The following is a 14871-nucleotide window of genomic DNA, read 5'->3' on the forward strand; positions in this document are numbered from 1 at the left end:
CCGAAAAGTAACGTTGTTATAAGCACTGCTCGAGTTTGTTTGGATATAGACATCACGCATACAACTGAGGCCCTGTCATGCAGTTATCACTGAAAAATTTGTCAGTACGAACGCAAATTTTGGTTCCGGTATTATTTACCGCGATTGTTTTGTTTATTGCTCTTTGGATTACTAAAAACAATCTTCAAGCAGAGCAAGATGTTATTGCTTCCAACCAAGAATCTTTGGTTTTTCACAAAGACACATTGGCGAGTATTGACGACCAAATTTACCCTCTGCGCATAAGCGCGGTTTACGCTATTTACGATGCTTCTCGTCGTGAGAATTTTCTAACCGAATTGAAAGAAGGCTTAAAGCAAGTTGATGCCGATTTAAGCGCAATTGAAGCCCGAAACCTATTCCGTGACGATGCCGTTAAAGTTCGCCAAGCAATTGAATCCTATGTGCGATATTCAGAGCGCTCAGTTGCTTTCTTCAACCAATACGATCAAGGTTTGAAATCGGATAGCGAGTACCGTGCATTTGTCAAAGAGTATCGCAATGTTGGCCGAGAAATGGTCCAACAAATTAACACACTATCAAAGCATGTAAACGAGCAAGCTGAACAATCTACTATCAGAAGTCATCAGCAAAATGAACGTGTGCAAAATAACGCTATGTTGACGGTTTTAGCGGTATTTGCTTTCTCATTGATAGGCGCTTGGTTCCTATCTGGCATGATTGTTACACCAATCCAAAAGCTGCAAGAAGTGATGCGTCAGTTAGCAATGGGTAATCTATCAGTACGTGCAGATGTCGATGGGGACAATGAGATCTCTAAGCTGAGCAAAGATGTAAACCAAACCGCAGAGCAGTTATACAACACTGTGGACCAGTTAACCCGTATTAGTGAGGAAGTTGCATCTGCATCGACCGAATTAGCTGCGGTAATGACGCAAGCGGAAGCGAACGCTCAACAAGAGTTGGCGGAGATCGAGCAAGTTGCATCTGCGGTTAACGAGCTTGCAAGCACTGCGAATAATGTGAGTGATAACGCGACCTCTGCTGACGCAACCGCGCGTGAAGCTGATGGACTTGCTCAATCAGGTTTGGCTATCTTCCAAGAAAGTGCGGAAGCAAGTGCGCAAATGTCTCAAGCATTGAACGATGCAGCGCAAGTTGTTTTGCGTCTAAAAGAGCAATCTGTACAGATCAACGATGTTATTGAAGTGATTCGCGGCGTATCTGAGCAGACCAACTTGCTAGCATTGAATGCTGCGATTGAAGCGGCGCGAGCTGGTGAGTCTGGTCGTGGTTTTGCGGTAGTAGCTGATGAAGTACGCATGCTAGCAGCGCGTACTCAAGACTCGACACAAGAGATCCAAACGATCATTGAAGAGCTTCAAGCGCAGTCTGGGCTTGCGAATGACAGTATGCAAGTCAGCCTTGATATGCTTAGCCGCAACAACGAGCTGACGCAACAAGCGAATGAAGCGTTGGTTGGAATTACCGAGTCAGTCGCCAACATCAACGATTCAAACACGCAAGTAGCAACCGCAGCCGAAGAACAGTCTCAAGTTACTCAAGATATCAATCGCAACGTGGTTAACATGTCGGAGCTTGTAAACCAAAACGTAGCGGGCATCAGCCAGAGTGCAAGTGCGAGTACTGAGCTTTCATTACTTGCAGAGAAGCAGAAAGAGCAATTAAGTTTCTTTAAGCTTTAATTCATCATCTACTTATCAAATCTCTAAATCCCTGAGTGAATGCTCAGGGATTTTTTTGTTTGTAATAATCGGATTTATTATCAATAAGTCTATCTAAAACAGTCAGTTAACAATATTTTTTGCGGGCAATATCACGTTTTGTGATATTGTTTTTACATTTTTTTCGTCAATTTTTTTTTGACGCGAACATTTTTTTTAACTCAACCGATAACTTGATGGTTGAGAGGTATTCATATCGTCATTTTAAGTGGTGTTTTCTTCTATAAGCGCTGTTTATTCAACACGTTGCGTGAAAAATAACAACTGCTACTATGCCGCCAGTTTTCTCGTTGGTACAGAAAAGTCCTGTTTTTCTGGTGAGAAAACACATATAAAACAATGATATGGAAAATAAAAATGAAATTAAAAACTTTAGCTGTAGCAGTGGCGCTAATGGCATCAGGATCTCAAGTTGTCGCTTCAGAACTATACAACCAAGATGGCACTTCTCTTGAGATGGGCGGCCGCGCTGAAGCGCGTCTTTCTATGATGGATGGTAAGGCAGAAGACCGTACTCGCATCCGTCTTAACTTCCTAGGCAAACAGGAAATCAATGAAAACCTATACGGCGTTGGTTTTTGGGAAGGTGAGTTCAAAACAAAAGAAGAAGGTGCCGTAGATAACAATAGTGATCTTGAAACTCGTTACGCTTATGCGGGTCTGGGTGGCAAATACGGTGAAGTAACTTACGGTAAAAACGACGGCGCACTAGTGGTTCTTACTGACTTTACTGACATTATGGCTTACCACGGTAACACAGCAGCACTTAAACTGCCTGTTTCTGACCGTACAGATAACATGCTGTCTTACAAAGGCCAATTCGAGCAACTAGCTGTACGCGCAAGCTACCGTTTTGCTGATCGCACAACAGATGCACAAGGCTTTACAGACAACGAGGAAGATGGCTTCTCTCTATCTGGTGTTTACGCGTTTGCTAACACTGGTTTTGAACTAGGTGCTGGTTACGCAGATCAAAACGACAACGATGAGTTCATGCTGGTAGCTGCATACTCTGTAGGTGACTTCTACTTCGCTGGTAACTACACTGGCGCGGATATGGATGTTGCAGGTAAGACTTTTGATTACAAAGGCTACGAACTAGCCGCTGCTTACACTATGGGTCAAACTGTATTCACTTCTACGTTCAACAAAGGTGAACTAGAAGACGCAGATACTGTAGAAAACCTAGCTGTTGATGTAACTTACTACTTCAAGCCTAACTTCCGTGGCTACGCATCATACAACTTCGATCTAATGGATAACGAAGGCGCGGCTGAAAAAGATGAGCTAGCGCTAGGTCTACGTTACGACTTCTAAGTCATGACTCTTATCTAAGATACTGCCTTATTCTTAGTAAATAAAAACCCCTTACTGAAAAGTAAGGGGTTTCTTGTTTTCTAGCACTTCAAAGCTTCTTGATAAGCGATAGGGGTTATCAAATCTATCTTTTTAGTGTGAGCTTAGTCCCATCAAATTTGAGGTGACTGAGGAGGTTTTTAGCGTTGTTTTTACCAACCTCATCAAACTCCATTCCGTAGCGAGCATAATGCGTTGATTTTTGTAAATTACAAATACGACCTCGCAACGGCGCTAGCATACGACTTTCTCCGGGCATCGTTAGATCCAATGAAACGTGGTCACCAACCTGAAGTGGTCGGCTCATTGGTGATGTTACAAAACGACAGCCACTACGAGATAAATCTCTTATTTCGCATTCAGTTCGATAGGCTTCTAAACAAACACGCGCTCTCAAATTTACTTCGTAACGCACTTCTTTGCGAAGCTGAAAGACCTGCATAGTGTTGGGTAGGTCTAGCACCAAAATTGGGTACGGATCGCCTAGTCGATGCTGTAATTGGGCCCGAAATGGGATAACGGCCCCTTCACCTCGATGAGAGTAGGCTTTTACATTGATCCAAAAGCCTTCTTGAAAATAGAACTTCAAGTCTTCATCGGAGATGTTCGGAACCTCTATCAATGCAGTATTATTTGAGTGACAGCCAACAAATGTGCTGGTTGTAATAAACTTTGTACCAACGGGGGTGGTGACGTTTAAGCTCACTTCACTGCCATGTTCGACCATTGCCATTGCATCGGTGCTATTTAATGTACTTGCCTGACGTTCTGGTGCCTTCTTGCTTTGCAGAGGTAGCTTGCCGTCTCTGGCAATTGGGCTCATATTTCTCATTATAATTGTCGTACCTGATGTAAGAAGGTAATCGCGTGAGGCGAAGCAGCACTCTCGCATGGTATCGATTTTATTCAGTGATATAGTTTGATTCAATCAATCTGTAACAAAAATTAGAGAGCAAGATATGCATAAAGTAACTCATGAGACCACGAATAGTACATTCTGGGTTGATTTAGAGCAGGGTTATAAAGCCAAGGTGATTTATCAGCTTAAGGGTAATGTCATGCACATTACATCAACGGTTGTTCCTGAAGCACTGCGAGGTAAGGGGTACGGAAAAGTGATGATGGAAGCGGTGTTGCCAGAAATTGAGTCACTCGGTTATCAAATCAAACCAGTTTGCCCATATGTTATTCACTACATGGAGAAGAACCAAACGTGGTCACATCTGCTCGCATGATGAGTAACAACCACCAACGCTACCAAAATATTGGCCAGGAACTCAATCTAGGTAATTACCGCTCTGTAGAAGTCATACAATCGCTATGGGGAGGCTATGGAGAGTTAGTCCAAGTTACTTATTCTACTCGTTCGGTGATCATTAAGCATGTAAAACTCCCTAAGCCTTCAGAGCATCCTAGAGGCTGGAATACGGACCGTTCTCATCAAAGAAAGTTGCACTCTTATCAGGTGGAAGTGAATTGGTATGAGTATTTTTCCGGAGGGGTGGATACTCGCTGCCGAGTACCACAAGGTCTAAAAACGTTCCAATCGGAGAATGAATGGCTCATTGTGATGGAAGATCTCGCCGAGGTGGGCTTTCCAAAAGTCATCACAGATGCACAGCTAAAGCATCTACAAGCCTGCCTCACTTGGTTGGCGAACTTTCATGCGCGATACATCGATGTTCGTTCGGATAAGTTGTGGCATACCGGTACATACTGGCACTTAGCAACCAGACCCGACGAGCTTGAAGCATTGCAAGACACTGAGCTACAAAATGCGGCTCAATTGATTGATCAAACGCTTTCGCAAGCTAAGTTTAAAACACTAGTACATGGTGATGCCAAATTGGCGAACTTCTGTTTTGATGAAGAAGAATCAAGCGTTGCTGCGGTTGACTTTCAATACGTTGGATGTGGGTGTGCAATGAAAGATGTGGCACTGTTTATGAGTAGCGCCGTTAAGCCAGAACGTTGTGCAGAGATGGAAGTTTGGGTTTTGGATACGTATTTTGCTCAGTTGCAATACGCGCTAATGGTCTATCAACCGAATCTTGACCCTAATGAAGTCGAGCGTGAATGGCGTCCTTTGTTTGCTGTGGCTTGGGCAGACTTTCAGCGATTTGTGAAAGGTTGGAGTTCCGACCACTGGAAGATCAATCCCTACACAGAAGCATTGACTCGCAGAGCGTTGGCTTACTTACGAAAGTGAGTCGAAGTTTAAAAAGAAAAGCCTCCAATTAGTAGGAGGCTTTGTTTTATCTTTGGCCTGGTCTGATGCGCGCCATGTAATAGGTATTGATGAATTCACCATCACGGAAGGAACCGTCAATCGCTTCACCCTCAATTTGAAATCCATGCTTTTTATAAAGCCCAATGGCGGCGTCGTTATCGGCATTGACCTCTATCTGAATTCTTCTCACATTTAACCAGTTATCTGCTAGTTCAGTGACGGTTTCTATCAATTTGCTACCAATACCGAGTCCGTGGAAACTATCATGTACTCCGATGCCAAACGATGCCGTGTGCATCGTTCTTGGACGTAGAGAGTGGTGAAAGCCAATATTACCGACGACTTTACCATCAATTTCAGCGACATAGCTATAAACACCATCAGGTATGTTTGACAATCTTTCCACCCACATCGCGAGCGAAGGCTTTGGGAGTTGCAGGGTTTCACGCTGTGCTTTTGGTTGTGAATAGATTTCTACGAGTGCCGCTGCGTCTTCGACGGTCGTTGGACGTACGATAATTTCCATGCCTCTCTCCTTCGCTTTTTAGTTTTAATTTTTAATCTAACCACAGTTTTCTTATTTGGATAGTATTTTTTTATGTTTAATGGATAAATGCCTTTTAAATTAGCTTGTTATGATGTCTTTTTTTTAATTTTCAGTAGTGATTTATCATCGAATTGAGCGAATAGATTGCAAAGGTGTTGAATTATTGTACTGAGAATGGTGCGTACTGCAGAGTATCGTGGTGAATTTCATGTCGCAGTAAATAAACGCATTTAGTCAAACTGTGATGACGGCACTGTGCGTCAGTTGACTTGAATCAATAGAGGATGGGGTTACCTCCTATGAGGTATAGGGAAACGACACGTTTAGGGCTATTTATGCTTAACTTGATAAGGGAGTTTTGTTGAGGAAATAGCATGAAATCCTCTCAGTCTAAAATATCGCAAAGTCGGCGCCGATTTTTGCGTGATACAGCTCGAACTGCGGCTGGTGTTGGCGCAGCTGCGTGTGTATTGGGCTTACAATCGCTACAAAGCCAAGCTCGAGAAACCAAAGGTGTGCCTATTCGTCCGCCTGGTGCACTGCCGGAAGGCGATTTCGAATCAGCTTGTATTCGATGTGGCTTGTGTGTTCAGGCATGTCCTTACGATACCTTGAAACTTGCGACATTACTTTCACCCGTCGCGACTGGCTCACCTTACTTTACTGCACGCGATATTCCCTGCGAAATGTGCGAAGACATTCCTTGTGTTGTCGCTTGTCCGAGTGGGGCGCTGGATCCGAAACTAACCGATATTGATGATGCTCGAATGGGTACAGCGGTTCTTATTGACCATGAAACTTGCCTTAACTGGCAAGGGTTACGATGCGACGTTTGTTATCGCGTTTGTCCGCTGATTGATGAAGCCATCACATTAGAGATGGTTCACAACGACCGAACCGGTTATCACGCCAAACTTATCCCAACAGTGAATTCCGAAGTGTGTACCGGATGCGGTAAGTGTGAACAAGCGTGCGTGTTGGATGTCGCTGCTATTAAAGTCGTCCCGACGGATTTGGCGAAAGGCAAAGTGGGCAGCCACTACAATTTTGGTTGGAAAGAGATCGACAAACCACTCGAAAATATCCTTCCTAGTGAGACGCCTGTGCCGGAAGGTGCGCTTGAATCGCTAAAAGGAGGTAAGTAATGGCAAAGAATTTAGCTCAAAATGCTGGCAAAGAAGCGCTTGAAAAGCTTGGTTGGTGGCGCGCGCATCGGTTTTTGATTTTACGTCGGCTATGTCAGTTCACCATCATTGCGCTGTTTATGGCTGGGCCGACGTTGGGAATTCTAACTGGTAATCTGTCATCAAGTATGTTGCTCGATACCGTGCCGTTAAGTGACCCGTTAATTGTGCTTCAAGCTTTGGCGACAGGGCATGTTCCGGAGTTTAATGCGTTGTTAGGCGTAGTGATTGTCGTTGCGTTTTACGCGATTTTGGCGCCGCGCGCATTTTGTGCTTGGGTGTGCCCGTTGAACATCGTTACAGACTTGGCGGCGTGGCTGCGTCGAAAGCTCAACATTAAAGCGAGCTATCGTTGGTCTCCCGTGATTCGTTATTGGCTGATCCCTGTTTTGATGTTGGGCAGTGCGCTGTCTGGCGCAATTCTTTGGACATGGTTAGATCCAGTGGCGGCACTGCATCGCGGGTTGGTGTTTGGTATGGGCGCAGGTTGGGTGTTGATCGCCCTGGTGTTCGTGTTGGATTTACTCTTGGTTGAGCATGGGTGGTGTGGGCACTTATGTCCACTGGGGGCTACCTATGGCGTGATAGGCCGAAAAAGCCTGTTGCGCGTTACTGCTGTTCGCCGCGAAGATTGCACCAAATGCATGGATTGCTTTTACGTTTGCCCAGAACCAGAAGTGCTTCGGCAGCCTTTGAAAGAGGGAGATCGTCGAGTTATGGATCAAAACTGCATTAGCTGTGGTCGTTGTTTGGATGTATGTCCAGAACATGTGTTTGAATTTAAAAATCGCCTATCAGTAAAAGTCATTGATTAAGCCACTGAGCACATTTACTCATGCTTTATTTCTCTTGATACTTGAACATCGCGCTTAGCCAAGGAGTTAAGCGCGATGTTTATCTTCATAACAATATCCCTCAGCCATATCTGCTTGCTCTGGGCTGAAAATAATAATGATATTGCGAATTTGTTACATTTAAAGCTATGATGATGCCTTCATATTTAAAGGAAACATCATGACTACCTCATCGCACGGCTGGAGAACGCCGCAAAATTTCCTCCTGTTAATTTCCATTATCGTGCCCATTGCTTTTTCTACCTGGATGGCGTTGTTGAACAACTTTGTTATCGAGAAAGCAAACTTTGATGGTGCCGACATAGGCCTATTGCAAAGTGTGCGCGAAATTCCGGGTTTTTTGGCCTTTACCGCCGTGTTTGTATTGCTGTTTATCCGAGAGCAACGCTTTATGCTCGTCTCTTTGGCGATGCTTACGCTTGGTACGGCATTAACAGGTTATTTTCCCACTTTGTACGGTCTACTTTTTACAACCTTGTTAATGTCCACCGGCTTCCATTACTTTGAAACACTCAAGCAGTCTTTGTCTTTACAATGGCTATCTAAAGAAGAAGCGCCAGAAATGCTGGGTAAGTTTATTTCTGTTGGAGCTTTGGCTTCTCTGTTTACCTACGGCGCCATTTGGGTTTCGCTCGAACAGCTCAAACTTGATTTTAAAACGGTCTATTTAATGGCTGGTGGTTTAGGTTTTGTGCTCATTTTGGTGATGGCATTTGCCTTCCCACAATTTAAGACAAAAGTGCCTCAGAACAAGAAGCTCATCCTGCGTAAACGTTACTGGTTATACTATGCGCTTACGTTTATGAGTGGAGCACGCCGTCAAATTTTTACGGTGTTCGCTGGTTTCTTGATGGTAGAAAAGTTTGGTTACTCCGCCGCAGATATTACGTTGCTGTTCCTGATTAACTATGTCTTTAACTTCTTGTTTGCGAAGCGAATAGGCCGTTTTATCGGCGTTGTAGGTGAGCGCAAAGCGTTGATGTTTGAATACGTCGGTTTGATCTTCGTGTTCGTCGGGTACGGTTTGGTGCAAACGGCTGAGTGGGCGGCAGCATTGTATGTTGTCGATCATTTATTTTTCGCGTTAGCGCTTGCGATTAAAACCTACTTCCAGAAAATTGCCGACCCAGCAGATATGGCGTCGACCGCGGGCGTTGCGTTTACGATTAACCATATTGCGGCGGTTGTAATACCTGTTACGTTTGGTGTGATTTGGCTGGTTTCACCTGCTAGCGTATTTTACATCGGCGCTGGTATGGCAGCAGTGAGCTTGCTGTTGTCACTCAATATTCCAGCGAAGCCGGAAGAAGGCAACGAAACTCGCTTGTTGAAGTGGAGTTAAGTTGGCACTCACTATCTAATCATTAAAGCGAATACCTGTAATTAGACTCGCTGAAAAGGGTGCTTATGCGCCCTTTTCTTTTGATTGCAAATAGATAATCCCCCCAATGGTTGTCAATGCATGCTACGTCCGTTAGGGTTTAGAACTAAGTATTTCGAAATAACTTGGGCATAACTGACGCGAAACAATAAGAGGGGAGCTATACAGTGCAGATACATGGCAGAGAGTTGGATTTAGATCTAGGAAGCCGTCACATCGTTATTCAGCGCCGCTATGAGGCGTTAGGTGCTGCAAACGACCTACTCATTGCTATTTGGTTTTTAATTGGTAGCTTTTTCTTTTTGAATGATTCGTTGATTGAAAGTGGTACTTGGCTTTTCATCGTGGGCAGTGCGCAGTTGATCATTAAGCCCCTGATAAAACTGATGAGTTTAGTTCATGTTGGTCGTTTGAATAAGCAACTTTCTGGCACATCAGCGAGCCGCTGAAATTACCGCTTCTTTTGAATACTTGCAAGCAAGAAGCCAGCAGGCGAGTTATCGAGGGGAAAGACGGAAGATAACGTGGTCACAACACTAACCACGTTATGTTCAGTTTGAAGCTTCAGAATTTAAAACGGATACCAGAACAGTTGTGTGTCCATCACACGCTTGCTGATCGCAGCAATCACTATCACCGCAATCCCAGCCATGCAGATCATATCGGCTTTGGTCAGTGGTTTTAAGCTGTACCAAGTGCGAGAGGAGTGGCGGCCAAAACCACGTAGCGTCATCGCGTTTGAGATTTGATCGGCTCTGTCTAAACTAGAGAAAATCAGAGGTCCAAGAATCTTCGCGACGTTCTTCATACGAGTGAACAACGGAGCCTTCTTGCTCAGTTCTACTCCGCGTGCTTGTTGCGCGTGCATGATGTTAACAAAGTCCTTTTTCACTTCCGGCAAGTAGCGCAGCGTTAAGCTTACGGCATAGGCGATTTTGTAAGGCACACCTAAACGGTTCAAGCTGGCTGAAAACTCTGTCGGATGAGTGGTAAATACAAACACCAACGCGATTGGGAACATGCTGAAGTACTTCAACGTCACTGTTACTAGGTAAAACAATGTTTCTTGAGTGAGCGAGTAATTACCGGGTAACGAGAGTAAAACCGTTGATGAGCCCATGAACTCAGTACCTTGTTGCGGCGCTAACGCGAACATAAACAGGGCATTGATCAGTAATACCGTGCCTGTACCGAATAACAGCGGTTTGTAGACATGAAAGGGCACTTTGGTCATTTTCAATAAGCCTAAACCAAGCACGATCAACAGCGCGATGATTCGCAAGTCAAATGTGGTCAATACCACCGTTACCCAAGCAATGAAAAGCAAGAACTTAGTAATGCCATTCAACTTATGAAGTGGCGATTGGGTATCGATGTAGTTGATACCAAACTTCATTTTGTTGTCTTTCATGCCACTGCTTTCTCTGGTTGGTTTACTTCGCCGCTTTTTCGTTGGAGGTGCGCTTTTTCTACATTGATAAAATGCTGCATAAAGCCATTGGTGTCTTCGATGCCAACTTTCGTAGCCAACTCAAACAGACTTGTTGTAGTGAGGTTTGCTTGGCCTAGTAGCTCTGGACTGCTGAATACCTGCGTCATTGGTGCATCCGCGACTAATTTACTGTCTGCAATCACGATAGAGCGCGAGGTGTATTCCAACACTAAATGCATGTCATGAGAGATGATCATCACGGTTACGCCCAACTCGCGATTGAGCTTTTCGATGAAACTCAGCATAGACGTGTAGTTTCGATAGTCCTGACCTGCCGTCGGTTCATCAAGGATCAGAAGCTCTGGTTCCAAGACCAAAATTGACGCAATGGTTACGCGCTTTTTCTGGCCATAACTCAATGCTTCGATTGGCCAGTGACGGTATTTGCTCAAACCGCACAGCTCTAGGACTTCAAGTACTTTAGCGTCTATTTGTTTCTCTTCAACGCCACGATTACGGAGGCCGAAGGCCACTTCGTCGAAAATCATGTGATGGGAAATCATGTGATTCGGGTTTTGCATCACCACACCCACTTTCTGGCTACGCTCGAAGATGGTCAGTTCGTTAAGATCTTGACCATTCATGCTCATTGAGCCGCTATCCGCTTCAATAACGCCCATAATCAGTTTGGTGATGGTCGATTTACCCGAGCCATTTTTGCCAAGTACAGAGACAAACTCGCCACGCTTGATGTCAAAACTCACGTCTTCTAACGCGTTTTTCTCACCGTCGTAAGAATAGGTGAGGCCACGGACTTCAAGCAAAGTCTCGGCTGGCGTTTTGGGCGGTTGTGCTGTTGAACCATCAAACCATGCTTGTACTGCCGGTTTATATTGCTCCAACGGTAAGGTAGTTAAGCTAGAAGGTTTTGCATCGCCCTCAATCGCGCAGCCTGCTTCTTTCAGTGCTGAAATATAAAGCGGTTCGCGGATGCCGTAATCTTCTAGCAAAGGCGACGCTAAAATTTCATCTGGCGTTGTATCGGCAATGATTTTGCCGCTTTCCATCAAGATAATACGGTCAACTGAGCAATGCAGAACGTCTTCAAGACGATGCTCAATGATTACGATGGTTTTGCCCGTTTCGCGGTGTAGATCATCGATGATCTCGATGGTTTTTTTACCCGTTTTAGGGTCAAGCGCAGCTAGTGGTTCATCAAACAAAAGGATATCGACGTCATCGACGAGAATGCCCGCCAAAGAAACACGCTGTTTCTGCCCGCCAGATAAATCGTGGGGTGAGCGTTCTAGCATCTGTTCCAAGTCGACCATTTTGGCCGTGGCTTTGACCAATGGGTACATGTCGATATTTGAAGTTAGCTGGTTTTCCAGCGCAAATGCAATGTCTTCGCCAATGCTCAAACCGACAAATTGGCTGTCCGTATCTTGGAGTACGGTGCCAACTTGCTCAGTGTATTGGTGCATGTCGAAAGGGGCGGTGTCTTGACCATTGATGGTCAATGTTCCACTGGTTTCCCCTTTGATTGCGTGTGGGATCAGTCCGTTAAGACATTGCCCAAGGGTAGATTTACCACTACCACTTGGACCGATAATGACGATTTTCTCTCCTTTCTCTATCCTTAGATTGATATTTTTTAGCGTCGGTTTGTCCAGCGACTCATATCTAAAAGAGAAGTTAGAAAATTCGATTGTCATTCGACATTAAGCCTCTGTTAAGTTACGGCTTTGCTTGTTACGTTTAGCGACAGACTTAAGAATGAAGAAGCCAACAATAGCAATAAGAATGGTGTTACCGATCGCGATAATAGAAAGCTGGGTAAACACTTTAGTGAACGGTTCTGCGTATAAAATCGTGTCGAGGAATGCAGAGCAACCGTAACCAAATACGTTGCCTAATAGCGCAAGTACTACGAATAACGCGAAGTCTTTCATATTGAAATCACCTTTCTCCAAACGGTAGCGCGTTAGAGAAGGGAATAGACCGATAATCAAACCAACAATACCTGAACCAAGTACCCAAGTGAGCCATACGCCCCAACCAGCAAATAGGTCAGTAACCCAGTGACCAATAAAACCAACCAAGAAGCCAACAAGTGGTCCAAATAGTACTGAGAACAATGCTAATACTGCCATGGCTGGTTTTAGCGTTGTGTTTGCAAACACAGGGATGCCAAACATAGGTAAGCCGCCGATACCGTAAAGAGCAGCACCGATTGCAATAACCACAACAGTTTTAGCGGAAAGATTCATAGATAACCTCAGTTCAATAGTCGATTTTAAAGAACGTTTAATTGTTTTGTCGGAAAGCGTTAGTTATTTGATTGTGTAACATATATTCAAAACAACCAAGCTGCTTATTGTTTGCTCTATTTTTCTTCAGGAAATGTGTGATTTGATTCACGCATCCCTTTGACTGGCTTTGGTTTTAGCAAGCATTAAAAATAAGGCGCGCATTATACAGAATATTAATAAAAGTGGGAATGCTATCTATCTGGATGGCTAGAATGAATCAGGGGCTGATCGTCAGCCCCTGATTACACTGTTTGATGTTATTTTTACCGATAAATGAATGCGCTATATGTTCATTAATGGTCGAGGTATAAATAGTTCTGCCAGCTCTTCATACGAATAAGCACTTTGCGCATCACTGATACGTGAGTAAAGCTGTCTGAATAAACTGCAACTTCAACCGCAGTACCCATTGGTAGGTGGTATCCACTCAAGTCGTCGGTAATTTTCAGCTTCGCAAAAACACGTCCGCTCGTGCGCAAGGCATCAGTCCCAAGCAGAGCGCCTCGCGCTTGAATTTGGCTTTCACCAATGGCTGGAATCACGTCAATGACTTCGCCACGGAACACTTTGCCCGGGATAGCGCGGAACATAAATTCTGCTTCAAAGCCTGGCTTCAAGCGTTGTAATGAGTTTTGTCTGAATGCCGCGGTGTACGTAATGTCTTCGGTATGTACGAAGGTCATTGCCGGGGCAAGTGGCAACGGCACAGCCATAACACCAGGACGTAAAGCCAATTGCGTAACGTAACCATCGGTTGGCGCACGAACGACGGTTTGCTCTAGGTTAAACTCTGCTTTACGCAGCTCGGCAAGAAGTTGCGCGACTTGGGTATTTTCGCCTCCGATTTCAGAGTCCAGAGCGATTTGCGCTTGTTCTTGTTGCAAAATCGCAACGTCTAACATGGCTTCTGCCGCTTTATACGCTTGGCGTCGAGTATCCAAATCTTGTTCAGTAAACGCGCCACGATCAAAGCCCCTTTGATATCGGCTAAATTCCCTTTGTGCTTTATCTCTGTCCGCTTGCGCTTTCAATACAGCAGCTTCTGCCTCTCTTAGATCAGACTCTAAGCCCAACGCACCTTGGCTTGCTTCTTTGACTTTCGCTTCCAGGCGAGCAACTTCTGCTTCAAAAGGCACAGGATCGATTTTGAAAAGAATATCGCCCGTTTTGAGCGGTTGGTTGGCCTGGACTGGCACTTCCACCACGCGGCCACGCACGCCAGAGACGATAGGCGTAGTCGGGAACACTTGGTTACCCAATTGAGTAAATGGGTGGTTGTAGTTCATAAGCAGCACGAGTGTGCCCACTAACACTACGCCGCCAAGTACGGCGGTTGGAACGGTCCATTTGTTTAGAGGAATATTGAAAATTTTAAAAATGGCAATACAAAGAGCTGCGTAAGTCAGAATCAGCAATAAGTCCATTATTCGTCCTCTTTACTTTGTTCAGGCAAAGGCTTTTGCTGAATCTTTTGTTGTTTCAACATCGATACTTCGTTTTTGAGTTCGTTGACTTCATCGATGAGTTCTTCAAGGCGGTGATGAATGTCGTGTGTTTCTTGTTCTAGTTGTTTAAAACCCCAGCCGCGTTCCTTGCGCCATAATGTTGCCCAGATCCATAAAAATGGCCACAGCGCATGCAAAGTGAAAAGGCTGACCCAGCCAGCGTAGTGAATTGCGTCTTGGTGCGGGTGCTCTCTCTCTTTGGCGATTTCATATGGAATATCATGGATGACAATGATTCCGTAAAAGATCACTAAAGCAACGAAGATGAGTAACCCAAGTGCAAAATAGTCTAGAAACATCTTACCTACCTGTGCGTATTGCGAAA

15 protein-coding genes are annotated in these 14871 nt (G+C 44.7%); 8 read left to right on the forward strand and 7 right to left on the reverse strand.

Annotated features, from left to right (window positions below):
• Positions 1-77: 77 nt before the first annotated feature.
• Positions 78-1706, forward strand: a complete 1629-nt coding sequence (locus R8O11_RS08405; RefSeq protein WP_005375120.1) for a methyl-accepting chemotaxis protein — start codon at positions 78-80, stop codon at positions 1704-1706.
• A 396-nt stretch (positions 1707-2102) separates the two neighbouring features.
• A complete protein-coding gene (locus tag R8O11_RS08410; protein WP_017635483.1) occupies positions 2103-3062 on the forward strand; it encodes a porin in 960 nt (319 codons plus the stop codon).
• 124 nt (positions 3063-3186) lie between these two features.
• Here R8O11_RS08410 and R8O11_RS08415 read toward each other — a convergent pair whose 3' ends face one another.
• Positions 3187-3933, reverse strand: a complete 747-nt coding sequence (locus R8O11_RS08415; RefSeq protein WP_042521645.1) for a flagellar brake protein — start codon at positions 3931-3933, stop codon at positions 3187-3189.
• Positions 3934-4060: 127 nt separating this feature from the next.
• Here R8O11_RS08415 and R8O11_RS08420 point away from each other — a divergent pair, with 127 nt between their 5' ends.
• A complete protein-coding gene (locus tag R8O11_RS08420) occupies positions 4061-4336 on the forward strand; it encodes a GNAT family N-acetyltransferase (protein WP_017635482.1) in 276 nt (91 codons plus the stop codon).
• Complete coding sequence (locus R8O11_RS08425; RefSeq protein WP_017635481.1) at positions 4333-5310, forward strand: phosphotransferase; 978 nt, start codon at positions 4333-4335, stop codon at positions 5308-5310. Before R8O11_RS08420 ends, R8O11_RS08425 begins: the two co-directional genes overlap by 4 nt.
• Positions 5311-5356: 46 nt before the next feature.
• On the opposite strand, the gene R8O11_RS08430 is transcribed toward R8O11_RS08425, so the two are convergent.
• The gene (locus R8O11_RS08430; protein WP_017820512.1) at positions 5357-5857 is read right to left on the reverse strand and encodes a GNAT family N-acetyltransferase; all 501 of its coding nucleotides are present in this window, start codon (positions 5855-5857) and stop codon (positions 5357-5359) included.
• 395 nt (positions 5858-6252) lie between these two features.
• Between R8O11_RS08430 and napG the strand changes: the two genes are divergently transcribed.
• From napG to R8O11_RS08450, 4 genes are all read left to right on the forward strand, one after another.
• Positions 6253-7023, forward strand: a complete 771-nt coding sequence (napG, locus tag R8O11_RS08435; RefSeq protein ID WP_005383947.1) for a ferredoxin-type protein NapG — start codon at positions 6253-6255, stop codon at positions 7021-7023.
• Positions 7023-7877, forward strand: a complete 855-nt coding sequence (gene napH / locus R8O11_RS08440; RefSeq protein ID WP_065275473.1) for a quinol dehydrogenase ferredoxin subunit NapH — start codon at positions 7023-7025, stop codon at positions 7875-7877. Before napG ends, napH begins: the two co-directional genes overlap by 1 nt.
• A gap of 199 nt (positions 7878-8076) precedes the next feature.
• Entirely contained in the window at positions 8077-9258 is a 1182-nt protein-coding gene (locus tag R8O11_RS08445; protein WP_005375129.1) for an MFS transporter, read from the forward strand.
• A 206-nt stretch (positions 9259-9464) separates the two neighbouring features.
• Positions 9465-9746 (forward strand): YrhK family protein, encoded by a 282-nt coding sequence (locus R8O11_RS08450; RefSeq protein WP_025768568.1) that lies wholly within the window; start codon positions 9465-9467, stop codon positions 9744-9746.
• Positions 9747-9868: 122 nt separating this feature from the next.
• On the opposite strand, the gene R8O11_RS08455 is transcribed toward R8O11_RS08450, so the two are convergent.
• The 5 genes from R8O11_RS08455 to R8O11_RS08475 form a co-directional block, all read right to left on the reverse strand.
• On the reverse strand, positions 9869-10708 hold the full coding sequence (locus tag R8O11_RS08455) for an energy-coupling factor transporter transmembrane component T family protein (protein WP_138939430.1): 840 nt from the start codon (positions 10706-10708) through the stop codon (positions 9869-9871).
• Positions 10705-12444 carry an ABC transporter ATP-binding protein gene (locus tag R8O11_RS08460; protein ID WP_318194076.1) on the reverse strand — a complete coding sequence of 580 codons (1740 nt, stop codon included), beginning with the start codon at positions 12442-12444 and terminating at the stop codon, positions 10705-10707. The genes R8O11_RS08455 and R8O11_RS08460 overlap by 4 nt, the downstream gene beginning before the upstream one ends.
• Before the next feature lie 6 nt (positions 12445-12450).
• Positions 12451-12999 carry an ECF-type riboflavin transporter substrate-binding protein gene (locus R8O11_RS08465; RefSeq protein WP_005375133.1) on the reverse strand — a complete coding sequence of 183 codons (549 nt, stop codon included), beginning with the start codon at positions 12997-12999 and terminating at the stop codon, positions 12451-12453.
• 335 nt (positions 13000-13334) lie between these two features.
• Complete coding sequence (locus R8O11_RS08470) at positions 13335-14465, reverse strand: HlyD family secretion protein (RefSeq protein WP_005375134.1); 1131 nt, start codon at positions 14463-14465, stop codon at positions 13335-13337.
• Complete coding sequence (locus R8O11_RS08475) at positions 14465-14845, reverse strand: DUF3302 domain-containing protein (protein WP_005375135.1); 381 nt, start codon at positions 14843-14845, stop codon at positions 14465-14467. Before R8O11_RS08475 ends, R8O11_RS08470 begins: the two co-directional genes overlap by 1 nt.
• Positions 14846-14871: the final 26 nt, after the last annotated feature.

Source organism: Vibrio sp. 1288 (assembly GCF_033344475.1).

Excerpts from the sequence above, each read along its gene's own strand:
- R8O11_RS08405 (WP_005375120.1), top strand. The coding sequence starts at position 78 with ATGCAGTTATCACTGAAAAATTTGTCAGTACGAACGCAAATTTTGGTT.
- R8O11_RS08410 (WP_017635483.1), top strand. The coding sequence starts at position 2,103 with ATGAAATTAAAAACTTTAGCTGTAGCAGTGGCGCTAATGGCATCAGGA.
- R8O11_RS08415 (WP_042521645.1), bottom strand. The coding sequence starts at position 3,933 with ATGAGAAATATGAGCCCAATTGCCAGAGACGGCAAGCTACCTCTGCAA.
- R8O11_RS08420 (WP_017635482.1), top strand. The coding sequence starts at position 4,061 with ATGCATAAAGTAACTCATGAGACCACGAATAGTACATTCTGGGTTGAT.
- R8O11_RS08425 (WP_017635481.1), top strand. The coding sequence starts at position 4,333 with ATGATGAGTAACAACCACCAACGCTACCAAAATATTGGCCAGGAACTC.
- R8O11_RS08430 (WP_017820512.1), bottom strand. The coding sequence starts at position 5,857 with ATGGAAATTATCGTACGTCCAACGACCGTCGAAGACGCAGCGGCACTC.
- napG (WP_005383947.1), top strand. The coding sequence starts at position 6,253 with ATGAAATCCTCTCAGTCTAAAATATCGCAAAGTCGGCGCCGATTTTTG.
- napH (WP_065275473.1), top strand. The coding sequence starts at position 7,023 with ATGGCAAAGAATTTAGCTCAAAATGCTGGCAAAGAAGCGCTTGAAAAG.
- R8O11_RS08445 (WP_005375129.1), top strand. The coding sequence starts at position 8,077 with ATGACTACCTCATCGCACGGCTGGAGAACGCCGCAAAATTTCCTCCTG.
- R8O11_RS08455 (WP_138939430.1), bottom strand. The coding sequence starts at position 10,708 with ATGAAAGACAACAAAATGAAGTTTGGTATCAACTACATCGATACCCAA.
- R8O11_RS08460 (WP_318194076.1), bottom strand. The coding sequence starts at position 12,444 with ATGACAATCGAATTTTCTAACTTCTCTTTTAGATATGAGTCGCTGGAC.
- R8O11_RS08465 (WP_005375133.1), bottom strand. The coding sequence starts at position 12,999 with ATGAATCTTTCCGCTAAAACTGTTGTGGTTATTGCAATCGGTGCTGCT.
- R8O11_RS08470 (WP_005375134.1), bottom strand. The coding sequence starts at position 14,465 with ATGGACTTATTGCTGATTCTGACTTACGCAGCTCTTTGTATTGCCATT.
- R8O11_RS08475 (WP_005375135.1), bottom strand. The coding sequence starts at position 14,845 with ATGTTTCTAGACTATTTTGCACTTGGGTTACTCATCTTCGTTGCTTTA.